Below are 22058 nucleotides of genomic sequence, written 5' to 3' on the forward strand. Positions count from 1 at the left end.
TGGAGAAAAGACCGATGTTTCTTAAAAACGCTTGGTACGTCGCCTGTATGCCGGAGGAGATCGCCGGCAAGCCCCTGGGCCGCATGGTCTGCGGCGAGCGCATGGTTTTCTATCGCGGCCAGGACGGCGCCGTGTCGGCGCTGGAGGATTTCTGTCCGCACCGGGGCGCGCCGCTGTCGCTGGGGTTCATCGACAAGGGCGAACTGGTGTGCGGCTACCACGGCCTGCGCATGAATCCCGACGGCACCTGTGCCGGCATGACCGGCCAGCGCGTGCGGGCCTTTCCCAGCATCCGCAGCTTTCCCGTGGTCGAGCGCTACGGCTTCGTCTGGGTGTGGCCCGGCGATGCCGAACTGGCCGATCCGGCCAGGATCCATCACCTGGAATGGGCCGAGAGTCCCGAGTGGGCCTATGGCGGCGGCCTGTACCACATCCATTGCGACTACCGCCTGATGATCGACAACCTGATGGACCTGACGCACGAGACCTACGTGCATGCCAGCAGCATCGGCCAGGCCGAGATCGAGGAGTCGGCGCCGTCCACCAAAACGATAGGCGACGAAGTCGTCACCGGCCGCCACATGGAAAACATCATGCCGCCGCCGTTCTGGGCCGCGGCGCTGCGCGGCAACGGCCTGGCCGACGACGTGCCCTGCGACCGCTGGCAGATCTGCCGCTTCACGCCGCCCAGCCACGTGCTGATCGAAGTGGGCGTGGCGCACGCGGGCAAGGGCGGCTACCATGCGCCGGCCGAGTTCAAGGCGTCCAGCATCGTGGTGGACTTCATCACGCCCGAGTCCGACACCTCGATCTGGTATTTCTGGGGCATGGCGCGCAACTTCAAGCCGGACGACGCCCAGCTCACCGCCACCATCCGCGAGGGCCAGGGCAAGATCTTCGCCGAAGACCTCGACATGCTGGAGGCGCAGCAGCGCAACCTGAGCGAGAACCCGGGCCGCAAGATCCTCAAGCTCAACATCGACGCGGGCGGTGTGCAGTCGCGCGCGGTGCTGGACCGGCTGCTGGCACGGGAAGCCGCCGAGCGGGCCGGCCGCATCGCGGCATCCGCCGAAGCGTCGGCGCGGGCGGTCGCGGCGAACTGAACATAGGGATCCCGTCATGCGGCCCTGACCGGCGATCTTGCCAGCCAGGGCCGTTTCATTGCTCCCTTCCCTGCGACGCCAGCGGATATTCGTCCCGGATGCGCTTGACCGTGTCCTGCACGCCGTTCCATGCCGGCCGGTCGGTGAAGGACTCGCGCATGAACTGCACCACCGCCGCGACCTGCTCGTCGTTCAGCGCGTAGGCGAAGCCGGGCATGTGGCCCTCGCGCGGGTTGCCGGCGTCGTGCTGGGTGCCGTTCAGCACGTAGCGCACCACGTTGTCCGGCTGGTCCAGGCGCAGCGAGGTGGCGAGCCATATCGGCGGCTGGCCGCCGAACATCTCCGGCGCGCCCGGCCCGGGGTGGTGGCAGGCTGCGCAGGCGCGGTTGTAGATCCGCGCTCCCGTGCTGTCCAGCGTATTGACCGCCACCTCGGCGGCGGCTTCGCGCTGCCTGATGCGCAGTTCGGGGGTGGCGTCCGCGGGCACGCCCATCTGGCCGGCGAAGTAGGCGGCCAGCGCCCGCGTGTCGTCCTCGGGGATGCGCGACGTGCCTTCGCGCACCACCGGCGTCATGGACGCGCCCGCCGCGCCGTGGTGCGCCGAATAGCCTTTGCGCAGGTAGGCGAACAAGTCGTCTTCGGTCCAGGGCACGGCGGCCCGCGAGGAGGCGTTCAGCGCCGGTGCGATCCAGCCTTCGGCGCTGCCGCCGTCCAGGTAGTGCCGGCCGCCTTTCTCTGCGCCCAGCGCGTTGCGCGGCGAATGACAGGCGCTGCAATGGCCGAGCGCCTGCGCCAGATACTTGCCGCGGTTCCAGGCCTCCGATTCCGATGCGACCGGGGCCACCGGGTCGCGGTCGAGGAACAGCAGGTTCCAGCCGGCCATCAGCATGCGTATATTGAACGGGAACGGCAGGCGCGTGGGGTCGGGCTCGTTGCGCACCGGCGGCCGGCTCATCAGATAGGCGTACAGGTCGCGCATGTCCTGTTCGCTCATCTTGGTGAACGCGGTGTAAGGGAAAGCCGGATACAGGTGCGAGCCGTCGCGGGCGATGCCGCGCCGCATGGCGCGCTCGAAAGCGTCGAACGACCAGGCGCCGATGCCGGTGTCGGCGTCGGGCGTGATATTGGTCGAAACGATGATGCCGAACGGCGTTTCCATGCGGTGTCCGCCGGCATTGGCGGCGCCGCCCGCGGCCGTATGGCAGACCACGCACATGCCGGCCGCGGCCACGTTCTGCCCGCGCCGGATCTGTTCTTGCGGGAATTGCGCGGCGTCCACTTCCGCGGGGGGAATCTCCTGTTCGTACACCAGCGCCACGATGCCGGCGACGATGACGATGAGGAGAATGACCAGGACCAGGGTCCAGCGGGCGGTGCGGCTCATCATTTCACCTCCTGGCGGGCAGCGGCCAGCGCGGCCTTGACGCGGGCCGGCGTGAACGGCGCTTCGCGCAGGCGCAGGCCGGTCGCATCGAAAATGGCGTTGGCGATGGCCGCCGGCCCCGGCACCGAGGCCGATTCGCCCGATCCCAGCGGCGGATTGCCGTTGGGCGGCATGAGCAGCACGTCGACCTGCGGCAGCTCGGTGAACTTGAGGATGGGATAGGTGCCCCATTCCAGCGTGTTGACGCCTTGCTCGTCGAAACCGACGCTCTCCAGCAGCGTGCGGCTGACGGTCTGGATGACGTTGCCCTGCACCTGGTGCCGCACGCCGTCGGGGTTGATCATGAGGCCGCAGTCCTGTCCGGCCGCCACGCGCGTGACGCGTACCTTGCCGGTGTCCAGGTCGACCTCCACGTCGGCGATCCAGGCGCACCACGACGCGCCCACGCCGGGGAAGGCGCCGTGCACGTACTGGTGCTGCGCTACGCCCCGGCCCTTGACCACGCCGCGCGACGGCCTGCCGGACATGGGCGAGGGGCGCGGCTGCCAGCCGGCGCGCTCGGCCAGGGCCTTGAGCAAAGCGATGGGACGGGGGTCTTCCATGAAGCGCAGGCGGAATTCGATCGGGTCGGCGCCTTCCAGGGCGGCCAGTTCGTCCATGAAGGATTCGTGCGCGAACACGTTGGGCAGCGCAGCCACGCCGCGCATCCACGAAGCGCGCACGATGGGGGCCATGTCGAGCGCGGCCACGTCCAGGTCGGAGGCGCGGTATTGCGGGATCGCGGTGCGGTCGCCCATCTCGAACACCGTCGCCTCGGCCTTCTCCCTGCCCATCAGCAGGGAGGTCAGCAGCGGCGCGCCGTTGGACGGATAGCGCGTGTCGAAGCGGTAGGCCAGCGTCGAGGGGCCGGTGACGCCGCCGTGCACGTCCATGACCTGGGCGGTGCCTTTGGGCTCCCAGGCGTGTTCCTCCTCGCGCATGTATTGCACGCGCACCGGCTGCCCCAGTTCGCGCGCCAGCACGGCCGCGTCGGCCGCGGCGTCATCGGCGCAGTTGCGGCCGTAGCAGCCGGACGCTTCCATGCGCACGATGCGGATGCTCTCTTCGGGAAGGTCGAGCATCTTGGCGATGTCGCTGTGCAGGTTGTGCGGGTTCTGCGAGCCGGACCACACGGTCAGCTTCTCGTTCTTCCAATCGGCGAGCCCGCAGGAAGGGCCGATCGAGCCATGCATCTGGTAGGGCCAGACGTAGGTGGCCTTGAGTGCGGGCTTGGCCGAGGCCAGCGCGTGCTCGGGATCGCCTTTCTGGCTCAGCGGCCTGCGCTTGGACGGCTGGGCCGTCAACACGTTGGCGAGCGAGCCCATGTCGGCCAGCGCGGGCGGCGCCTTCCACTGTGCCTTCAGCAGCCGCGAGGCGAGGATGGCGTCTTCTTCGCGCCGCGCCACGACGGCGACGAAATCCTTGATCGCGACGACTTTGACGAGCGAGGGCACCCGGGATACCGAGGATTCGTCTATCGATTCCAGGCTCGCGGCCACCATGCCGCCGGCATCGCGGCCGCGGTACGGCGGACGCACCACGCGCGCATGCAGCATGCCGGGCAGGCGCATGTCGTGCACGTAGGTCAGGCCGCCCGATACCTTGGCGGGAATGTCCACGCGCGGCACGGAGCGGCCGACCAGCCCGTAGTTCTCAACCGGCTTGAGCGGCACGTCCTTGTCCAGCGGCACCGATAGCGGGTGGTCGCCGACCAGTTCGCCGTAGGCGGCCAGGAGCGTGCCGTCGCGGGTATGGACATGGCCGGCGCGCGTGGACAGCGAGTCCGTCGGCACGCCGTAGCGGCGCGCCGCTTCGTCGAGCAGGTAGCGGCGGATCTGCGCGGCCGCCTGGCGCATGGGCACGGCGGCGGCCTGCACCGAATTGCTGGCGATGGTGGGGCCCTGGTTGGGCGTGGCGTCGGTGTCGCCCAGCACCATGCTGACCTGGTCCATGTCCACGTCCATCTCGTCGGCGACGATCTGCATGAACGCGGTGCGGATGCCGGTGCCCAGGTCGACGTGGCCGTTACAGGCGCGCACCGTGCCGTCGGCCATCAATTGCACGTAGGCGGACACCATGTTCTTGTCCACCAATTGCGAGCCGGCGTCGGTGGCGGGTCCGGCCGCTGCCATGCCGCGCTTGACGATGGCCGGGAAAGTGAAGGTGACCGCGAGGCTGCCGGCAGCGGCCAGGATCTGCCGGCGCGAAAGCCGGGGAACGAGGGAGGCGGTCGTCATTGCACGCCTCCGGCCGCGGCGGCTTCGCGCCCGGCTGTCCGGGCGCCGCCCCGCAGCCGGGCGGCGCGCCGAACGGCCTTGATGATCTCGATGTGGGTACCGCAGCGGCACAGGTTGTAGGCCAGCGCCTGCTTGATCTCGTCTTCGCTGGGATCGGGATTGCGATCCAGCAGCGCGCGCGCCGCCATGATCATGCCGTTGATGCAATAGCCGCACTGCGCGGCGTTCTCGTCGATGAAGGCCTGCTGCACCGGGTCGAGCGCGTCGCCCTTGCGCAGGCCTTCGAGCGTGACGATGGGCCGATTCTGCACACCGCCGGCCGGCACCAGACAGGAGCGCGCGGGCTTGCCGTCGATCAGCACCGTACAGGCGCCGCATTCGCCAAGCCCGCAGCCGAACTTGGGGCCGTTGAGCTGGAGATCGTTGCGCAGGGCATAGAGCAGCGGCGTGTCCCGAGCCAGTTCGAGCGGGTGGTCGGTGCCGTTGACGTGGAGCGTGAGCCGAGCCATGTGGAGTCCTTTTCTTGTTCGATCCAGGACGCACCCGTCTATGGCGGCCAGCCGGCAGCGGGCGCGTACCGCCACCTTAGCTTCGGCATGCGGCGCGGGGCGGGCGCACTTGTTTCCACATGTTCGGCCCCGGGGGGAATCAGCCGGGCGGCGCGTCGCGCACCAGGCGGCGGATGTCGACGAGCTTGGCCTTGAGCGCCCGGCGGTTGTCGGGGCCCATGCGCAGCAGCATCTTCTGGCCCGAGGTCAGCGATTCCAGCGCCGGGTCGGCGTACTCGTAGCGTATCCAAGGCCGGCGCAGTTCGTGCGGCCCCTTGACCTCGGGCAGGGCCAGCGCCAGCGGCTCGTCCGGCTCGGGGGTGGCGAGCAGGGTGTCGATGACGGTGACCAGGCGATCGTTGAAGTATCCGCGCGGATAGCCGAGCTCCTCGTAGGCCCTCTGGAATTGCGGATAGAGCTGCTTGTAGAGCGCGACGGCCCGATCACTGCTGACGCCCGTGACCGCTGCGACGAACGGCCGGTAGCGCGCGTAGTTGGCGGCTGCGATGCGCTCGTCGGGGGCGGCGCCTTCGGCGGCGAAGCGGCCCGGCGTGGGGTTGACCGGCCAGAGCGCGGGTGCGGCATGCGGCCGCGCGAGGTTGTCGATGGTCGCCACCGCGCGATGGGCGAAGTGGTCGATGTTGAACAGGGACACCAGCGCGTCCCGGCCGATCAGGCCGTTCAGCGCCACGCCGACGTCGGGCTGCTCGGCCGGCTCGGGCGCGGCGGCATCGGCCGCTGGAGGTTCGATCGGATGCTGGATTTCCGGCTGGGGCTCGGCCGCCTGGGCGGGCGGTTCCGCGGTCTCCGCCATGGCGGGCGGTTGCTGCGTGGCAATGACGGGCGGCTCGGACGGGGACCGCAGCCAGAGATAGAGGCCGGCGCCGATGGCGGCCAGGCCCAGCACCACGACGAAATAGGACAGTCGACTCATGGCTTGCCTATGGCGAAAAAAGAGTTTCGGACACTGTACCAGCCGGCGGCGCCCATGTGTCCAGCTGCGCCCGGTATGGCACGTCGAGCGCTGGCCGGAGCGGCCAGGCGCGGCGCGCGCGTCAACAAATTGTTGCGCGATGATGGATTCCGACACTCCGCCGCGCTTCATGCATGCCGGCTTTGAGCGCCCGGCTCCGGCTGGGCGAATAGCCGCGGCGGCTGCGGGATTTCCGCGCTCCGGACGGCCGCCGTTTTGTGTATTCTGGGAAACCCCTCGAGCTATCCTGCTGCATGCTTCTTCAACCGGATCTTCGCCGCTCATGTCCGACAAACCTTCCCAACCCGGCTCCTCTTCCCAACAGAACGCTGCGCTGGTCCGCGGCGAACGGCATGGCAGCGTCGGCGTGGTCATCATCGACCGTCCGGCGCGCAGGAATGCCCTCAATCTCGAGGTCAAGAACGCGCTGGCGCAGCAACTGCGCGAGTTCGACCAGGATCCGTCCATCGCCTGCGTCGTGCTGACCGGCGCGGGCGGATGTTTCGTGGCCGGCTCGGACATCGTCGAGATGTCCGACATGCGGCCCACCGACCACGTCCGCCAGGACACGGATCGCATCTTCCACATTCTGCGCACGCTGGCCAAGCCGGCCGTCGCCGCGGTCGAGGGCTATGCGCTGGGCGGCGGATGCGAGCTGGCGCTGGCCTGCGACATCATCATTGCCGGCGAGGGCGCGACCTTCGGCCAGCCGGAGATCAAGATCGGCATCATGCCGGGCGGAGGCGGCACGCAGCGGCTGCTGCGCTCGGCGGGCAAGTACAAGACGCTGCTGTGGTCGCTGACCGGCGAGCGCATCCCGGCCCAGGCGGCCTATCACGCCAATATGGTCAGCGAACTGGTGCCGGACGGCCAGGCGCTCGATCGCGCGCTGGCCATCGCGAAGCAGATCGCCGCCATGCCGCCGCTGGCCGTGCGCGCCATCCGCGAAGCCGTGCGCATGGGCGCCGACGCCAGCCTCGAAACCGGTTTGGCGCTCGAGCGCCGCGCGTTCGAGCGCCTGTTCGACAGCGACGACCAGAAAGAAGGCATGCGCGCCTTCATCGACAAGCGCGCTCCCGTCTTCAAGGGCAGCTGAACACCGCGGTCGCCCTACCTCACCCAGCGAGAAAGGCCCGCACCGCCTGCGCGACCAGTTCGGGCTGGTCGTCGTGGACGTAGTGTCCGGCGTCGGGAACTTCGGACCAGCGGATGTGCGGATTGGCGTCGGCCATGCGCAGCGCCGTGTCCGCGGAGAGATAGTCCGAGCGTCCGCCGCGCAGGACCAGCGTGGGGCAGGCCAGCGCCTTCACGTGCGGCCACAGGTCCACCGAATGCCCCGGCAGCGGGTCCAGGCGCGCCTGCGCAATGCCCGCATGGTCGTAGCGCCAGCTGCAGCTGCCGTCCGGGTGGACCTGCAGCATGTTGCGCAGACGTTCTTCGCGGGCCTCTTCGGTGACCGAGGGCCGCAGCGCGCGCATGAAGGCGCGGGCATGATCGAAGCTCTCGAAAGACAGCGGCGCATTGGTCAGTTCGGCGCGGATGCGGCCGGCGCCGGAACTGTGTTCGAACGCGTCGGGGCCGGCGTCCTCGATGACCATCCGGTCGACTTTGCCGGGATGGGTCGCGGCATAGACGATGGCCGCGATGCCGCCCATGGAGTGGCCGAGCAGGTCGAAGCGGCCCAGGCCGAGCTGCGTGGCCACGGCGTCCAGGTCGGCGACGTAGCTGGCGGTGTAGTACTCGCGCGCCGGGTCCCAGTCGCTCAGGCCGCGGCCGCGCTGGTCATAGGCGATCACGCGGCGATCCGGCAGCGCCTGCGCCAGGCCGTGGAAGGTCTGGGCGTAGCCGCGGATGCCGTGCAGCATCAGCACGGGGCGGCCGTCCGCCGGCCCCCATTCGGTGACGTGTAATTCCAGCCCGTTGGCCGGGACGCGGTAGTCGCGGGTTTCCATGGTTCGGCTCCTGGTGTCGGTGTTGAAAAATGCCCCCACGCTGTGCTTCAGACCAGGCCGTCTTCGCCCTGGATCTGGTCGGCCGGGATGCCGCCCAGGCGCGCGTGCAGGCGTCCGCGGGTGGCCAGCGAGACGGCGATCACGATTTCGTCGGCATTGGGCGCATCGTTGAACAGCGCGGTAATGGTGTCGTAGTGGGAACGGACGTACAAGGCGTCCTTGTGCGCCAGCGGGATGTCGATGACGGTGCCCGGCGCGCCGCGCTTGCCGGTGGACGGCATCCAGGCCTTGGCGCCGCCGAGGGCTTCCCGCAAGGGTTCGGCGAACACCGTGGTGAGGAACGCGTTGCCGTGTTCGTATTCGCCCGCCGTGCCGACCAGGCAGGCCTTGCCGAAGCTTTCTATGTGCCGGTCCTGCGCAATGGCGCGCAGGCGCCTGGCGAATTCCCGCCCCAGCCCTTCCGATGCCGCGATGGCCGCGTCCAGGTCCTGGACGTAGCCGCCCGCGTAGGGATTGCGCAGCGCTACGGCGACGACGTACTTGTGCAGCGTCTCGCCGTCGGCGGCGATGCCGCTTTCATTGGTGAGGGTCTCTTCGCAGAGCAGGTACCACTTGCGTATTTGCAGCGTCAGTTCGGACATGGTTTCATCATACTACAAAATGGTTGTTTGTTCTCAAATTGTAGTACGAAAACGCGATAAGAATGTAATATGGGAAGACATTAACTCCGCGATCCGAGTTTTCCCATGCAGAGACGTACCCATTTGCTTTCCATTGGCCTGTTCGCCGCTTCCTGCCTGGCCATGCCCGTGGCGCATGCGCAGGCCTCGCCCTTGCCCAAGACCGTGACGCTGGTGGTGCCATTCGCGCCCGGCGGCGGCGCCGACCAGCTGGCGCGCGAGTTCGCGCAGGTCCTGCAGGCGCGCAGCCCGGGCAGCACGATCGTGGTCGAGAACCGCCCCGGCGCCAACGGCGCCATCGCCACCCGCCACGTCGCGCGCCAGAGGCCGGACGGTGCCACTTTGCTGCTCGGCACCTCCAGCACCCATGCGCTCGGTCCGCTGCTGACTCCCCTGGACGTCGACCCGGTGGTGGATTTCAGCCCCGTGACCGTGCTGGCCGATACGGCCAACGTCCTGGCGGTATCGGCGCAGTCGCCGTGGCGCTCGCTGGCGGACTATCTTGCCGCGGCGCGCGCGCAGCCGGTCAACTACGGCACGTTCGGCACGGGCTCGTCGGCGCACCTGTACGGACTGATCCTCGCGAAGGCCACCGGCGCCAAGCTGGAGCACGTTCCCTACAAGGGCTCGGGCCAGGCCATCACCGAATTGCTGGGCGGCCATACCCAGTCGGTATTCCTGACCACCAGCGCCGTGGAGCCCATGGCCCGCAGCGGCCAGCTCCGGCCGCTGGCCGTGACGGGGGCGGCGCGCTCGCGCGTATTTCCCGACGTACCGACGTTTTCCGAGCAGGGTGTCAAGGAACTGGACTTCAACGGCTGGTTCGGCATCCTGGCGCCCAAGGGCCTGCCGGCCGCCCAGGCCGACCACATTGCCTCGGTCGCCGCGGACATGGGCAGGCAGGAGGCGTTCGTGCGCAAGATGGTCGGGCAGGGCTACGACTGGGTCGGGTCCACGCCCGCCGGCCTGCAGGCCGCATTGGCCCGCAGCATCGAGGTCTACCGCAAGGTGGTTGCCGAGAACCGCGCCAGCCTGGGGAATTGAGCCGGGCCGATCGGTACAATGCGGGCCTGGTTCCCGCACTGCGCGCTCAGCATCCCTCCATGGCTACCAAGCAGGACGACGACAACATTCCGGCCGAGGCGCCCGCCTCGCTGCGGCGGCGCGCCGAGCAGGACTTGCGCCGGGCGATCCTGTCCGGCCGCTACCAGGCCGGCGAGCGCCTGAAAGAGCGCGAGCTGATGGAGTCGCTGGGCGTGAGCCGAACGCTGCTGCGCGAGGCCCTGCGCCAGGTCGAGGCCGAAGGCCTGGTCGAACTGGTGCTCAACCGCGGCCCGGTGGTGGCCCGGCTGACCTACGAAGATGCCGAGGAAATCTACGAAGTGCGCGGCATTCTCGAGGCGCAGAGCTGCGTCGGTTTCGCGCTGCGCGCATCGAGCGTGCACATGAAGCGGCTGGACGAGGTCTTCGGCCAGCTCAGGCAGGCCGCCGAGGCCGGCGACGTGGCGCGCACGCTGGCGCTGAGCGACAGTTTCTACGACGTCATCGCCGAAGGCTGCGGCAACAGCGTGCTGAGCGTGATGCTCAAGCAGCTGCACAACCGCATCGTGCTATTGCGCCGCACCTCGCTGTCCGAGCCCGGGCGCCTGCCCGAGACGCTGGACGAGCTGGCCCATATCTACCGGGCGCTGCATGCCCGCGATGAGGAGGCGGCCCGCAAGGCTTCCGTCCACCACGTGCGGCAGGCCTCCCGGGTGGCGCTGCGCGCGATCCGGCGCGAACCGCGTTGAGCGCGTCCGGCTACTGCTGCTCGAAGCTCGGGTAGCGGCGCTCGATGTATTGGCGTTCGCTGGCGAGTTCGCGCACCTGCGCGGCGGGCGGGCCCTGGCGCAGCCATTCGAGCATGGCGTCGACCTGCTCGGGCGTGCCCTGGACCAGGGCCTCGACCGAGCCGTCTTCGTTGTTGCGCACCCATCCGCCCACGCCGACCAGGTGGGCGCGGCGGACGGTCGATATGCGGTAGCCGACGCCCTGCACCCTGCCGGTGACGCGGACGAGGACGGTTTCCACGGGATGGTTGGTATCGAGTTCTTGCATGGGCGTCGGGCCGCATCGGGGCGGCGCATGGTCGTTGCGGGGGAGTCTACCAGCAGCCCGCGGCGCCGGCGGCGGCCGGCCCGGCTGCGATAATGGCCGGCTACCGTCGTTTTTCTGGCTTTCATGACTTCCGATTCTTCCAGCAGACTGAACCCCGGCCTGGTGTGGCTGATGTCCACGGCTACCGGCCTGATGGTCGCCAGCAATTATTACGCCCAGCCGTTGCTGCAGACGATCGCCGACAGCCTGGGGCTGTCGGTGCCGGCCGCAGGCGCCATCGTCACCGTGGCCCAGGTGAGCTATGCGCTGGGGTTGTTCCTGCTGGTGCCGCTGGGCGACCTGCTCGAACGGCGCGCGCTGATCGCCGGCATGACCTTGCTCGCGGCCCTGGGTCTGTTCGCCAGCGCCGCCTCGACCAGCCTGGCCATGCTGCTGGCCGGCACGGCCGTCACCGGCCTGTTCTCCGTGGTGGCGCAGGTGCTGGTGCCGTTCGCCGCCACGCTGGCGGCGCCGGACGAGCGCGGCAAAGTGGTCGGCACCCTGATGAGCGGCTTGCTGCTGGGCATCCTGCTGGCGCGTACGTTCGCCGGCATCGTGGCCTCGGCAGGCAGCTGGCGCGCCATGTACGTGCTCGCCGGCGTGCTGATGGCCGTGCTGGCCGTGGTGCTCTATCGCCGCCTGCCCAGGTATCCGGCCCAGGCGAAGGGCATGTCCTATCCCCGCCTGATCGGCTCCATCCTGGCCTTGTTCGCGCAGGAGCCGGTGCTGCGCGTGGGCGCCCTGGTCGCCGTTTTCAACTTCGCCAGTTTTTCGATGCTGTGGACGTCGATGGCCTTCCTGCTGGCCTCGCCGCCGTTCGATTATTCGGTTTTCGTCATCGGCCTGTTCGGGCTGGCGGGAGCGGCCGGCGCGCTGGCCGCGGCGCGCACCGGCCGGCTGGCGGACCGCGGCCTGGGACATCTGAGCATGCGCTACGGCCTGCTGCTGATGGTGTTGGGCTGGATCCCGGCCGCGCTGGTGCAGGTTTCGGTATGGTTCCTGGTAGTGGGCGTGCTGCTGCTCGACATGGCCACGCAGGTGGTGCATCTGAGCTGCCAGAACGCCATCTACAAGATCCGGCCCGAGGCGCGCAGCCGGATGACGGCGGCCTACATGACCAGCTATTTCATCGGCGGCTCGCTCGGTTCCATGGCGTCGGCCTGGGCCTATGCGCACGGCGGCTGGTATGCGGTCGCGGGAGCGGGCGCGTGCTCGGCGGCATGCGCGCTGCTGGTATGGCAGCTGCGGCGGCGCGGCCCGGCGGTCTCCGGCATCTGAGCGCGCGGCTCAGGCGCCCGCGTCCATGCGCTCGTCCAGCAATTCCAGGAATGCCGCCGCGGCCGGACTGGGCGAGCGCGACCAGACGGCATGGACCCGCCGCCGCGGCGCGTCGGCAACCGGGCGCGTCGACAGGCCGCCGGCATGGTGCCGCGCCAGCGAACGCGGCACCATGCCGACGGCCAGGCCCTTGCCGACGATCTGCAGCATCAGGTCGATGTGGTCCACTTCGAAACTCACCCGGCGGTCGATGCGCGCGGCGGTGAAGGCCTCGTCGGTCTGCCGGCGCGCGCTGCTGCCGGCGTGGAAATCGACCATGGCGCGCTGCGCCAGCTCCGCGAGCGAGAGGTCGCGGCTCGCTGCTGCCGGATAGTCCGGCGGCAGCAGCGCCACCAGGGGTTCGTCCGCAATCAGCCGCGATCGCAGCGCCGGCAGCCCGCCCTCGGGCCACAGGCCGACGAATCCGAGGTCTACGCGCCGTTCGCGCACGCCGTCGATCAGCGCTTCGCTAATGCCCGCCTGCAGGCGGATGTCCACGCGAGGATAGCGGCGATGGAAGCGCGCCAGCAGATCGGCGAGGTCCACGGTGGTGAGGGTGGATATCGTGCCGAGCACCAGCGTGCCGCGGATGTCGCCCTGCGCCGCGGCGACCTCGGCCGCGATCCTGCCGGCCGATTCCAGCGTCTGCCGCGCCGCGGCGAGAAAAGCCTGGCCGGCCGGCGTCAGCCGCACCGTCCGCGACGTGCGTTCGAACAGCCGCGCGTCCAGTTCTTCTTCCAGCTTGGCCACCTGGTGGCTAAGGGCCGACTGCACCGTGTGGCAACGGATGGCGGCTTTGGTGAAGCTGGCTTCTTCGGCCACGGCCACCGCATATTCGAGTTGGCGCAGATGCACGGTCGGCCCTTTGTTGACGAACGGGGAGGATCAATCTCGAATCAAGATCGATTGAATGAAAATTATGCATTGGATTCATTGATCCGGCATGGAAATAATGGGTTCGTCCCTCATTGTGCGAGCCCCCCATGTCTTCCGACTCCTCTTCCCCTCGCCTGCCGTCCGGCCTGGTCTGGCTGATGGCCGCGGCCGCCGGGCTGGCCGTCGCTTCCAACTATTACGCCCAGCCCTTGTTGCACATGCTGGCCGCGGACCTGGGGTTGCGCACCGCCCAGGCGGGCGTGCTGGTGACGGTCGCGCAAATCGGCTATGCGGCCGGATTGCTGCTGCTCGTGCCGCTGGGCGATCTGGTCGAGCGGCGCAAGCTGGTCGTCGGCATGACGCTGCTGACCGCGTGCGGATTGCTCGTCAGCGCGCTGGCCGGGAATGCGGCGCAATTGCTCGCCGGCACCGCCGTGGCCGGGGTGTTCTCGGTGGCGGCGCAGGTGCTGGTGCCGTTCGCCGCCGCGCTGGCGGCGCCGCACGAGCGCGGCCGCGTGATCGGCATGTTGCTCGGCGGCATGCTGCTGGGCGTGCTGCTGGCGCGGACGTTCGCCGGCACGGTCGCGGCGGTGGCCGGCTGGCGCATGGTCTACGGCTGCGCGGCGGTGGCGATGTTCGCGCTGGCGTGCGTGCTGCGCCGGGCGCTGCCGGCGCACCCCCCGGCCGCGGCGGCGGTTTCCTATGCCGGCCTGATCGGCTCGATCGGCCGCCTGTTCCTGGAAGAGCCCGCGCTGCGCCTGCGCGGATTGCTGGGCGGCCTGATCTTCGCGGGCTTCGCCATGTTGTGGACGGCGCTCGCTTTCCTGCTGTCCGCCGAGCCGTTCCATTACTCCACCTTCGCCATCGGCCTGTTCGGCCTGCTCGGCGCCGCGGGCGCGCTGGCGGCCGCGCCGGTGGGCCGCCTGCTGGACCGCGGCAAGGGCGACGCGGTCATGGGCGCGGGACTGCTGTGCATGTTGGCCTCCTGGTTGCCGCTGGCGCTCGGGCAGGCGTCGATCGCCCTGCTGGCGCTGGGCATCGTGGCGCTGGACGTGGCGGCGCACGCGCTGCACGTGGGCAATCAGAACGCCGTCTACCAGATCCGGCCCGACGCCCGCAGCCGCCTCGCGGCGGCGTACATGACCTGCTACTTCCTGGGCGGGGCGGCCGGGTCGGCGGTATCCGCCTGGGCCTACGCGCGCGGTGGATGGGGCCTGGTCGCAGCCGCGGGCGCCGCTTGCGCCGCCTGCGCGATGGGCGTCTGGGCCATGCGGCCGCGCCGCGGGAGCCTGCGCGTGCCCGCGGCATGAGATCGGCGCATCGAGGCCGCGGGCCGGCGGTTGCGGCCCCTTACAGGCGCGCGCGTGCCCGCGTGCTAGGCTGTGCGAGTCCCTCTTGCCTGTGGCGGATCCGACCATGACCGATACCCTGATCCAGCAGCGCTGGTCCGCGCTGCGGGCGGCGCGCCTGATTCCGGTGCTGCGCTACCGGGATGCCGAGACCGCGCTGTACGCCGCGCAGATCGCCCTGCGCGCGGGCTGCCGGGGCATAGAGCTGACGTGGACCATTCCCGGCGTGCTCGAGGTGCTGCGCGCGGTCCGCGCCGACGCCCAGTTGAGCGGGCGCGCCGACGTGCTGGTGGGAGTGGGGACGATACTCGACGGCGAGCAGGCGCGGCTGGCGCTGGAGGCGGGCGCCGACTTCCTGGTGTCGCCGGGCGTGTTGCCCGAGCTGGTGGAATTGGCGCATGCCGCGGGCGCGCTCGGCATGCTGGGCGCCTTCACGCCGACCGAGGTCATCGCCGCGCGCGCCGCGGGCGCCGACGTGGTAAAGATCTTCCCCGCCAGCACGGGCGGCCCGGCGCATCTGGCGGCGCTCAAATCCGTGTTCGCCGATACCGCGTTCTGCCCCACGGGCGGCGTGTCGCGCGACAACATGGCGGCGTATTTCCAGGCCGGCGCCGCCGTGGTGGGCATGGGCGGCAACCTGTTCGATGCGCAGCGCCTGGCCGCGCGCGACACCGATGCGCTGGTGCAGGCGCTGGCCGGGACCTTGCACGCGGCCGGCGCCGGCTGAGCGCCTTCAGGGCGCCTGGGTTTTCGCCAGGTAGGGCTTCAATTCCTCTCCGTCGGCGCCTTCCTGCTGGCGCCGCCACATGGCCGCATAGGCGCCGTTCTGCGTCAGCAACTGGTGGTGGCGGCCGCGCTCGATCACCCTGCCGGCGTCCAGCACGATGATCTCGTCGGCGTCGATGATGGTGGAAAGCCGGTGCGCGATGGTGAGCGTGGTGCGGCCCCGGCTGACTTCGCGCAGGTTGGCCTGGATCTCGCGTTCGGTATGGGTGTCGAGCGCGCTGGTGGCCTCGTCGAACAGCAGGACGGCCGGCCGCTTCAGGATGGTGCGGGCGATGGCCACGCGCTGTTTTTCTCCGCCCGAAAGCTTCAGGCCGCGTTCGCCCACGACCGTCTGGTAGCCGTCCGGCATGGCCAGGATGAAGTCGTGGATGTGCGCCAGCCTGGCGGCTTCCTCGACTTGCTCGCGCGTGGCGCCGGGCCGGCCATAGGCGATGTTGTAGTAGATCGTGTCGTTGAACAGCACCGTATCCTGCGGCACGATCCCGATGGCCGCGCGCAGGCTGGACTGGGTGACCTCGCGGATGTCCTGGCCGTCGATCAGGATCGCGCCGGCGCTGACGTCGTAGAAGCGGAACAGCAGCCGGCTCAGCGTGGACTTGCCCGCGCCCGAGGAGCCGACCACCGCCACGGTCTTGCCGGCGGGGATGGCGAAGCTGACGTGCTTGAGGATCAGCCGGCGCGGATCGTAGCCGAACACCACGTCGCGGAACTCGACCGTGGCGCCCTCCACTTTCAGGTCTGGCGCGCCGGACCGGTCGGCCACCTCGCGGTCCACCGACAGCAGTTCGAACATGCGGTCCATGTCGATCAGCGACTGCTTGATCTCGCGGTAGACGAAGCCGAAGAAATTGAGCGGCTGGTAGAGCTGCAGCAGGTAGGCGTTGACCAGCACGAAATCGCCGATGCTGAGCCGCCCGGCGACGATGCCGCGCGCCGCCATCCACATCACCACGGTCAGCCCGGCCGAGATGATCGCCGCCTGGCCGATGTTCAGCAGCGACAGGCTGACCTGGCTCTTGACCGCGGCGCGCTCGTAGCGCGTGAGCGCCGTGTCGTAGCGCCTCGCCTCGTGTTCTTCGTTGCCGAAATACTTGACCGTCTCGTAGTTGAGCAGGCTGTCGATGGCCTTGGTGTTGGCCTCGGAGTCGGTCTCGTTCATCTGGCGCCGGAACTTGGTGCGCCATTCGGTCACGGCCAGCGTATAGGCGATGTACAGCACCACGGTGGCGAAGGTGGCCAGCGCGAACCAGGCGTCGAACATGCGCCACAGGATCACCGTGACCAGCCCGATCTCGAACAGCGTGGGCAGCACGTTGAACAGCATGTAGGACAGCAGCGTGTCGATGGCCTTGGTGCCGCGTTCGATGGAGCGCGTCAGTCCGCCGGTCTGGCGCGCCAGGTGGAAGCGCAGGGCCAGCGCGTGCAGATGGCGGAAGACCTGCAGCCCGACCACGCGGATCGCGCGCTGGGCCACGCGCGCGAACACCGCGTCGCGCAGTTCCGAAAAGATCAGCGAGAGTACGCGCGCGCCGCCGTAGGCCAGGATCATGCCGACGGGAATGGCGATGGCCGCACCGGCCTGGCCGCCCAGCGTATCGACGGCGGACTTGTAGAAGATGGGGACGTAGACGTTGGCGATCTTGGCCGCGATCAACAGCGCGACCGCGGCGACGATGCGCAGGCGCAGATTGCGGGCGCCGGCCGGCCACAGATAGGGAAGCAGCGTGCGCAGCGTGCCCAGGCCGCCGCCGCGGGGGCTCGGAGGAAGTGCAGAGGTCAAAGCGGTATTCCTTGTTGCGATAGCGGCAACGATACGCCTGTTCGGATAACCAGGCTCGTTTACCCCCGGTCGCTGCCCCGGCGGCGGATGCGCCGGAAGATGTGTCCGGCATCGTCTCATCCATTGAGAATATCGTTTGACCGGTTCGGCACGGCCTCGCAACATGTGCGCACAACGACCACCCATCATCGGGGAGACAGCCATGAAACCGATCATCCCGGGCGCCGACAAGCGCCACCGTTCATTCGCCGCGCGGGCCGGATTGCCCGCACTCTTCGGCGCGGCCCTGCTGGCAGGCGCCGGCCCCGCGGCCGCCCAGCTCTTCGACGGGGGCCGCGTTTCCATCATCGTTTCGGGCCGCGCCGGCAGTTCTTTCGACAACGCCGCGCGGCTGGTGGCCGAGCCGCTGTCCAAGGAATGGGGCGTGCCGGTGGTGGTGGACAACCGCGCCGGCGCTTCCGGCGTGATCGGCGCGGCCCACGTCGCCAAGGCGCCGCCCGACGGCAGGACCATGCTGCTGGGCACCACGCCTTTCGTGCAGGCGCCGCACCTGCTGCGCAACGCGGGCTACGACCCGGTCGCCAGCTTCGCGCCGGTGGCGCAGCTGTTCAACGCCCAGCTCTGGCTGGGGATCAACGCGGGTCTTCCCGCCAAGACGCTCAAGGAGTTCGTCGCCTACGCCGGCCGGCCCGAGGCCAAGCTTTCCTTCGCCAGCCCCGGCCAAGGCTCCACGCCGCATCTGAACTCCGTGATCCTGATGCAGCAGGCCAAGATCGACATGCTGCACGTGCCCTACAACGGCATTCCGCCGGGCGTCATGGACGTCGCGGGGGGCCGCGTGGGCAGCATCTTCGCGTCCTATTCCGACCTGCTGCCCCAGGTACAGGCCGGCTCTATGCGCATCCTCGCCAGCACCGGCTCGGCGCGTTCGCCCATCAGTCCCAACATTCCCACTTTGAAGGAACTGGGCTACGACGGTTTCGAGGTGGTGGGTTTCGGCGGGCTGCTGGTGCCGGCGGGCACGCCGCCCGAACTGACGGCGAAGATGGCCGCCTCGGTGCACAAGGTGCTGGCGCGGCCGGAGATCAAGGCGCGCCTGCTGGAACTGGGCTTCGAGCCGGTGGACAACGACCAGCGCGGCTTTGGCGAACTGGTGCGTACGCAGAACGCGTTCTGGGGCAAGATGATCCAGGACGCCAACATCAAGGTCGAATGAGGAGTCCGTCCATGTCACAGCCCAGGCTGTCCCGCTCGCACCACCTGCGCTTCGTCGGCGACTGGGGGCAGGCGAATTTCCACCGTATCTGCTCCTGGCTGTGCGAGGAGTTCTGCAAGCGCGCCGGCACGCGCAGCCGCGTGGCCATCTGGAGCGTGCGCGCGGGCGGCATCGAGGCCATCGACCTGGTGCAGGAAGGCGAAGCCGACCTGTGCCTGGTCACGCCTTCCATGCTGATGCCGGCCGCGCTCGACGGCCGCCTGATCTTCGAAGGCCGGCCCTCGCCCAACCTGCGCGCCCTGGGCGTGCTGCCGCAGGACGACCGCATGGTCCTGGCGGTGCGGCCCGACCTGGGCATCCGTTCCTTCGCCGAACTGCGCGAGCGCCGTCCGGCGCTGCGCATCGCCACCTCGCGCGACGACGGCACCAACTTCATCGGCTACGTGGCGCGCCGGTTCATGGCGGCGCACGGCATCGACGACGCCACCCTGGCTTCATGGGGCGCCAGCTACGTGGAAGACCAGAACCCGCGCGAGAGCCTGGCGCGCGTGCAGAACGGCGAGGTCGACGCCGTGCTGCAGGAAGCCATCATGACGCCGTGGTGGTCGCAGATCGTCGAATCCGGCCAGGTAGTGCCGCTGGCGGCCGAGCCGCAGGCGCTGGCGCAGCTGCAGGCCGAACTCGGTATGCCGGCCGGCACCTTGCCTGCCGGCTACTGGAAAAACCTGGAGGCGCCGCTGCCGGCCCTGGATTTCTCCGATTTCCTGGTGCTGGTGCGCGACGACATGGACGCCGACGTCGCCCACCTGCTGACCTGGTGCCTGGTCGAGACGCGCGAGGCCATCGAGCGCCAGTACCGGCACCTGCCGCCGCAGCACAGCCCGCTGTCCTATCCGCTGGACCCGCGCAAGATCGCCCGGCCGCCGATCGCGCTGCATGCGGGCGCCGAGCGCTACTACCGCGAGGCGGGCTGGCTGTAGAAGGACGGCGCGCACCGCGCCGTGGCCGACCGAATCAAAGCACGACGTCAGGAGAGTTGCCGTGCCCGAAGTCTACGAACACCTGGACGCATTTCCGTTCGCTGCGCCGCCCATGGTCCTGCGGCGCAGCGAGGAATTGCTGCTGGCCGAGCCGCTGCCCAGCCGCATGCGGCAGGACCGCGAGCGTCCGCCCTTGGAGGCGGTGCATTTCCCGCCCGCCTATATCGACCAGCCCTTCGTGCCGCCGCGCGGCGTCTACGAGAGCGCGTCGGTGCGCATCGAGTGGCAGACCATGGACGCGCGCCAGCCGTTCTACCACCGCAACTGCGGCGTGGACGAGATCTCGTTCCAGGTCTGCGGCGACCGCACCATCATGACCGAACTGGGCAGCGTGGACGTCGTGCCCGGCGAGTTCGCGCGGCTACCCGACGGCGTGGCGCACGACAACCGCGGCGTGCGCGACATCCATCTGCTGTTCTACGTGCCCGGCCCGGTCGAGCGCCTGGGGCCGGTGCACCGCACCGCCGAGCACCGCATGCCGCCCTTTCCCGGCTGGACGCCGGCGGTCATCAACGAACTGGTCACCGAAGGCGTGGCCGGGCCGGGCCAGGACGTCGTGATGGCGCCGGTGGACGAACGCATGCTGCTGGACCACGCGGCGGAAACGGACGAGCGGCTGGAAGTGCTGCGGCCCGCCGGCTCCTGCACGGTCTGGCTGTACCGCTGCCCCACCATCATGATCGGCCAGGTCGCGGCGGATGCCTCGGACGGCAAGGTCTACCGGCGGCTGCGCAATGCCGAAGAGATCCAGTACCAGGTGGCCGGCACGCGCACCCTGGTCACGCAGCGCGGCGTGCTGCGCCTGCAGCCCGGCGATTTCGTGCGCATCCCGCGCGCGCTGGCCAGCACCAGCATCCATGTAGGTCCGAGCACCCACTTGTCGATGGTGTCCACCCAGCCCGTCCCGCAGGTGGCGGCCGGCACGCGCCAGGCCGAACGCCTGACCCCTGAACAGATCGCTGCGCTACGGACGACAGGAGCTTGACATGACGACTACCATGCTTGCCGCCCGCGCCCATCGCGGGCAGCCGGAACTGAGCATCGAGCGGATACCGGTTCCCGAATTGGGGCCCGAGGACGTGCTCGTGCAGGTGGCCGCCGCCGGCATTGCGCCGGGCATGATGAAACTGCTCGAACGCGGACGGTTCAAGCACCTGCCCGCCACGCCCGGCCACGAGATCGCCGGCACCGTGGTGGCGGCCGGCGCCACGGCCGACGCCCAGGCGCTGGTGGGCAAGCGGGTGCGCGTGCACCCCATGCTGTCCTGCGGCCAGTGCCACTACTGCCGCACCGACCGCCAGCAGCTCTGTTCCGAAACCGCCATGATCGGCCACGCTGCATTCGGCACGGGGCCGCTGGAACTGTACGCGCGGTATCACGACGGTGGACTGGCCGACTATGCGCGCGCGCCGGCGCGGTTCGTGGACGTGCTGCCCGACAACGTCGGCTTCGACGTCGGAGCCAAGGTCCACGATCTCGCCAACGCCGTGCGCGCGCTCAAATGCGCGGGCTTGCAGGCGCCGGCCAGCCTGGTCGTCACCGCGGCCACAGGCACCATGGGCACCGCCACCATCAAGCTGGCCCGCTTCTACGGAGCAAGCCGGCTGGTGCTGGTCGCGCGTTCACGCGAACGCCTGGAAGCGCTGAGGCCGCTGGCCGGCGACCTGCCCGTCGAACTGCTGCCCCTGGACGAACTGCCCGCCGACTGGGCCGACAACCAGGGCCTGGCGCGCCGCCTGCAGGAAATCCTGCCGGAAGGCGCCGACGCCGTGCTCGACTATTTCCCCGGCGGCCCGGGCACCGCGCAACTGCTGCGCGCGCTGGCGCTGGGCGGCACCCTGGTGCACATGGGCGGCAACCCGGCCATGCTGCCCGCCACCATCGCCGAGATGATGCAGAAATGCTGGCGCGTCGTCGGCACGCGCGCCTGCACCCGCTCGGACACCGACGCCGTGCTGGCGCTGCTGGGCTCGGGCGAGCTGAACGCGGACGAACTGATCACCCACCACTTCCCGCTGGGCCAGGTCAACCACGCGCTGCAGGTCATGCTGGACAGGACCGAGCCGATGTGGATGAGCGTGGTGCATCCGGGGTAGGTTGGGATGCGGCAGCGGGGCTCCCGGCGGCGAGCCGGGATCCCGCATGCTCTTCAGTTCAAGCCTTCCTGCGTATCGCATCCACGCTGAACGCGCCTGCGCCGGCCACCGCGAAGAACAGAAAGACGAAGCAATACAGCACCGCGGCCTCGCCCCCGTTCTGCAGCGGACTCAGAAAAACCTTCGGCGCATGGGCGATGAAATAGGCCGCGGCCGCGAAGCCCGACAGGATGAAAGCGGCGGGCCGCGTGAACAGGCCGATCAGCACCAGCACGCCGCCCACGATCTCGATCACGCCGGCCACCATCATCAGCGGCGGCAGGTTGTCGAAGCCCAGCGCGGGAATGTTGAAATACTTGGCGGTGCCGTGCTGCACGAACAGATAGGCGACGATGATGCGCATCAGGCCTTGCGCGCGAGGGGTCCAGGTGGCGAAGAAGTCGTTGCTGGGGGTGGGCATGGTTTTTTTCCTTGTGTCGGGTGGTGCCTGCGAGCGTTGAACAAAAGAGACTGCGGGGTAAACCATCGAACCCGGCTGCCGGCATC

Annotated in this window: 21 protein-coding genes; 11 read left to right on the top strand and 10 right to left on the bottom strand. The window is 69.3% G+C overall.

Annotated features, from left to right (window positions below):
* Positions 1 to 14: 14 nt before the first annotated feature.
* Complete coding sequence (locus PIGHUM_RS02375; protein ID WP_124077736.1) at positions 15 to 1103, top strand: aromatic ring-hydroxylating oxygenase subunit alpha; 1089 nt, start codon at positions 15 to 17, stop codon at positions 1101 to 1103.
* A 55-nt stretch (positions 1104 to 1158) separates the two neighbouring features.
* On the opposite strand, the gene PIGHUM_RS24050 is transcribed toward PIGHUM_RS02375, so the two are convergent.
* The 4 genes from PIGHUM_RS24050 to PIGHUM_RS02390 form a co-directional block, all read right to left on the bottom strand.
* Complete coding sequence (locus PIGHUM_RS24050) at positions 1159 to 2490, bottom strand: c-type cytochrome (RefSeq protein WP_222929192.1); 1332 nt, start codon at positions 2488 to 2490, stop codon at positions 1159 to 1161.
* Positions 2487 to 4763, bottom strand: a complete 2277-nt coding sequence (locus tag PIGHUM_RS24055; protein WP_222929193.1) for a xanthine dehydrogenase family protein molybdopterin-binding subunit — start codon at positions 4761 to 4763, stop codon at positions 2487 to 2489. The genes PIGHUM_RS24050 and PIGHUM_RS24055 overlap by 4 nt, the downstream gene beginning before the upstream one ends.
* Positions 4760 to 5272: a (2Fe-2S)-binding protein gene (locus PIGHUM_RS02385; protein ID WP_124077634.1), complete on the bottom strand. Its 513-nt coding sequence runs from the start codon at positions 5270 to 5272 to the stop codon at positions 4760 to 4762. The genes PIGHUM_RS24055 and PIGHUM_RS02385 overlap by 4 nt, the downstream gene beginning before the upstream one ends.
* 139 nt (positions 5273 to 5411) lie before the next feature.
* Positions 5412 to 6245, bottom strand: coding sequence for a DUF3014 domain-containing protein (locus PIGHUM_RS02390; RefSeq protein WP_124077635.1), 834 nt, complete (start codon positions 6243 to 6245; stop codon positions 5412 to 5414).
* Positions 6246 to 6567: 322 nt separating this feature from the next.
* Between PIGHUM_RS02390 and PIGHUM_RS02395 the strand changes: the two genes are divergently transcribed.
* Positions 6568 to 7380 carry an enoyl-CoA hydratase-related protein gene (locus tag PIGHUM_RS02395; protein WP_124077636.1) on the top strand — a complete coding sequence of 271 codons (813 nt, stop codon included), beginning with the start codon at positions 6568 to 6570 and terminating at the stop codon, positions 7378 to 7380.
* A 19-nt stretch (positions 7381 to 7399) separates the two neighbouring features.
* Here the strand turns inward: PIGHUM_RS02395 and PIGHUM_RS02400 are convergent, their stop codons facing one another.
* Positions 7400 to 8236: an alpha/beta fold hydrolase gene (locus PIGHUM_RS02400; protein ID WP_124077637.1), complete on the bottom strand. Its 837-nt coding sequence runs from the start codon at positions 8234 to 8236 to the stop codon at positions 7400 to 7402.
* A gap of 47 nt (positions 8237 to 8283) precedes the next feature.
* On the bottom strand, positions 8284 to 8877 hold the full coding sequence (locus tag PIGHUM_RS02405; protein ID WP_124077638.1) for an amino acid synthesis family protein: 594 nt from the start codon (positions 8875 to 8877) through the stop codon (positions 8284 to 8286).
* A gap of 105 nt (positions 8878 to 8982) precedes the next feature.
* Here PIGHUM_RS02405 and PIGHUM_RS02410 point away from each other — a divergent pair, with 105 nt between their 5' ends.
* The gene (locus PIGHUM_RS02410; protein WP_124077639.1) at positions 8983 to 9960 is read left to right on the top strand and encodes a Bug family tripartite tricarboxylate transporter substrate binding protein; all 978 of its coding nucleotides are present in this window, start codon (positions 8983 to 8985) and stop codon (positions 9958 to 9960) included.
* A 59-nt stretch (positions 9961 to 10019) separates the two neighbouring features.
* Positions 10020 to 10706: a GntR family transcriptional regulator gene (locus PIGHUM_RS02415; protein ID WP_124077640.1), complete on the top strand. Its 687-nt coding sequence runs from the start codon at positions 10020 to 10022 to the stop codon at positions 10704 to 10706.
* 10 nt (positions 10707 to 10716) lie between these two features.
* Here the strand turns inward: PIGHUM_RS02415 and PIGHUM_RS02420 are convergent, their stop codons facing one another.
* Positions 10717 to 11013 carry an acylphosphatase gene (locus tag PIGHUM_RS02420; protein WP_124077641.1) on the bottom strand — a complete coding sequence of 99 codons (297 nt, stop codon included), beginning with the start codon at positions 11011 to 11013 and terminating at the stop codon, positions 10717 to 10719.
* A 123-nt stretch (positions 11014 to 11136) separates the two neighbouring features.
* On the opposite strand from PIGHUM_RS02420, the gene PIGHUM_RS02425 reads away from it, so the two are divergent.
* Complete coding sequence (locus PIGHUM_RS02425; RefSeq protein WP_124077642.1) at positions 11137 to 12330, top strand: MFS transporter; 1194 nt, start codon at positions 11137 to 11139, stop codon at positions 12328 to 12330.
* Positions 12331 to 12339: 9 nt separating this feature from the next.
* Here the strand turns inward: PIGHUM_RS02425 and PIGHUM_RS02430 are convergent, their stop codons facing one another.
* Positions 12340 to 13224, bottom strand: a complete 885-nt coding sequence (locus PIGHUM_RS02430) for a LysR family transcriptional regulator (RefSeq protein WP_124077643.1) — start codon at positions 13222 to 13224, stop codon at positions 12340 to 12342.
* Between the two features lie 128 nt (positions 13225 to 13352).
* Between PIGHUM_RS02430 and PIGHUM_RS02435 the strand changes: the two genes are divergently transcribed.
* Together PIGHUM_RS02435 and PIGHUM_RS02440 are read left to right on the top strand one after the other, a co-directional pair.
* The gene (locus tag PIGHUM_RS02435) at positions 13353 to 14555 is read left to right on the top strand and encodes an MFS transporter (protein ID WP_124077644.1); all 1203 of its coding nucleotides are present in this window, start codon (positions 13353 to 13355) and stop codon (positions 14553 to 14555) included.
* A gap of 106 nt (positions 14556 to 14661) precedes the next feature.
* Positions 14662 to 15321, top strand: coding sequence for a bifunctional 4-hydroxy-2-oxoglutarate aldolase/2-dehydro-3-deoxy-phosphogluconate aldolase (locus PIGHUM_RS02440; RefSeq protein WP_124077645.1), 660 nt, complete (start codon positions 14662 to 14664; stop codon positions 15319 to 15321).
* A gap of 6 nt (positions 15322 to 15327) precedes the next feature.
* Here PIGHUM_RS02440 and PIGHUM_RS02445 read toward each other — a convergent pair whose 3' ends face one another.
* A complete protein-coding gene (locus PIGHUM_RS02445) occupies positions 15328 to 17160 on the bottom strand; it encodes an ABCB family ABC transporter ATP-binding protein/permease (RefSeq protein ID WP_246012869.1) in 1833 nt (610 codons plus the stop codon).
* Positions 17161 to 17362: 202 nt separating this feature from the next.
* Between PIGHUM_RS02445 and PIGHUM_RS02450 the strand changes: the two genes are divergently transcribed.
* From PIGHUM_RS02450 to PIGHUM_RS02465, 4 genes are all read left to right on the top strand, one after another.
* Entirely contained in the window at positions 17363 to 18376 is a 1014-nt protein-coding gene (locus tag PIGHUM_RS02450; protein WP_160142114.1) for a Bug family tripartite tricarboxylate transporter substrate binding protein, read from the top strand.
* Between the two features lie 11 nt (positions 18377 to 18387).
* The gene (locus PIGHUM_RS02455) at positions 18388 to 19356 is read left to right on the top strand and encodes a TAXI family TRAP transporter solute-binding subunit (RefSeq protein WP_160142115.1); all 969 of its coding nucleotides are present in this window, start codon (positions 18388 to 18390) and stop codon (positions 19354 to 19356) included.
* A 61-nt stretch (positions 19357 to 19417) separates the two neighbouring features.
* The gene (locus tag PIGHUM_RS02460) at positions 19418 to 20401 is read left to right on the top strand and encodes a hypothetical protein (protein WP_124077648.1); all 984 of its coding nucleotides are present in this window, start codon (positions 19418 to 19420) and stop codon (positions 20399 to 20401) included.
* Position 20402: 1 nt separating this feature from the next.
* The gene (locus tag PIGHUM_RS02465) at positions 20403 to 21512 is read left to right on the top strand and encodes an alcohol dehydrogenase catalytic domain-containing protein (protein ID WP_124077649.1); all 1110 of its coding nucleotides are present in this window, start codon (positions 20403 to 20405) and stop codon (positions 21510 to 21512) included.
* Between the two features lie 58 nt (positions 21513 to 21570).
* On the opposite strand, the gene PIGHUM_RS02470 is transcribed toward PIGHUM_RS02465, so the two are convergent.
* Entirely contained in the window at positions 21571 to 21972 is a 402-nt protein-coding gene (locus PIGHUM_RS02470) for a DoxX family protein (RefSeq protein WP_124077650.1), read from the bottom strand.
* Positions 21973 to 22058: the final 86 nt, after the last annotated feature.

This window comes from Pigmentiphaga humi, from assembly GCF_900606115.1.
Taxonomy (GTDB): domain Bacteria; phylum Pseudomonadota; class Gammaproteobacteria; order Burkholderiales; family Burkholderiaceae_B; genus Pigmentiphaga; species Pigmentiphaga humi.

Coding starts and splice junctions, on each gene's coding strand:
- PIGHUM_RS02390 (WP_124077635.1), bottom strand. CDS start 6,245: ATGAGTCGACTGTCCTATTTCGTCGTGGTGCTGGGCCTGGCCGCCATC.
- PIGHUM_RS02465 (WP_124077649.1), top strand. CDS start 20,403: ATGACGACTACCATGCTTGCCGCCCGCGCCCATCGCGGGCAGCCGGAA.
- PIGHUM_RS02450 (WP_160142114.1), top strand. CDS start 17,363: ATGAAACCGATCATCCCGGGCGCCGACAAGCGCCACCGTTCATTCGCC.
- PIGHUM_RS02385 (WP_124077634.1), bottom strand. CDS start 5,272: ATGGCTCGGCTCACGCTCCACGTCAACGGCACCGACCACCCGCTCGAA.
- PIGHUM_RS02405 (WP_124077638.1), bottom strand. CDS start 8,877: ATGTCCGAACTGACGCTGCAAATACGCAAGTGGTACCTGCTCTGCGAA.
- PIGHUM_RS02470 (WP_124077650.1), bottom strand. CDS start 21,972: ATGCCCACCCCCAGCAACGACTTCTTCGCCACCTGGACCCCTCGCGCG.
- PIGHUM_RS24050 (WP_222929192.1), bottom strand. CDS start 2,490: ATGATGAGCCGCACCGCCCGCTGGACCCTGGTCCTGGTCATTCTCCTC.
- PIGHUM_RS02415 (WP_124077640.1), top strand. CDS start 10,020: ATGGCTACCAAGCAGGACGACGACAACATTCCGGCCGAGGCGCCCGCC.
- PIGHUM_RS02440 (WP_124077645.1), top strand. CDS start 14,662: ATGACCGATACCCTGATCCAGCAGCGCTGGTCCGCGCTGCGGGCGGCG.
- PIGHUM_RS02425 (WP_124077642.1), top strand. CDS start 11,137: ATGACTTCCGATTCTTCCAGCAGACTGAACCCCGGCCTGGTGTGGCTG.
- PIGHUM_RS02420 (WP_124077641.1), bottom strand. CDS start 11,013: ATGCAAGAACTCGATACCAACCATCCCGTGGAAACCGTCCTCGTCCGC.
- PIGHUM_RS02410 (WP_124077639.1), top strand. CDS start 8,983: ATGCAGAGACGTACCCATTTGCTTTCCATTGGCCTGTTCGCCGCTTCC.
- PIGHUM_RS24055 (WP_222929193.1), bottom strand. CDS start 4,763: ATGACGACCGCCTCCCTCGTTCCCCGGCTTTCGCGCCGGCAGATCCTG.
- PIGHUM_RS02395 (WP_124077636.1), top strand. CDS start 6,568: ATGTCCGACAAACCTTCCCAACCCGGCTCCTCTTCCCAACAGAACGCT.
- PIGHUM_RS02455 (WP_160142115.1), top strand. CDS start 18,388: ATGTCACAGCCCAGGCTGTCCCGCTCGCACCACCTGCGCTTCGTCGGC.
- PIGHUM_RS02375 (WP_124077736.1), top strand. CDS start 15: ATGTTTCTTAAAAACGCTTGGTACGTCGCCTGTATGCCGGAGGAGATC.
- PIGHUM_RS02400 (WP_124077637.1), bottom strand. CDS start 8,236: ATGGAAACCCGCGACTACCGCGTCCCGGCCAACGGGCTGGAATTACAC.
- PIGHUM_RS02435 (WP_124077644.1), top strand. CDS start 13,353: ATGTCTTCCGACTCCTCTTCCCCTCGCCTGCCGTCCGGCCTGGTCTGG.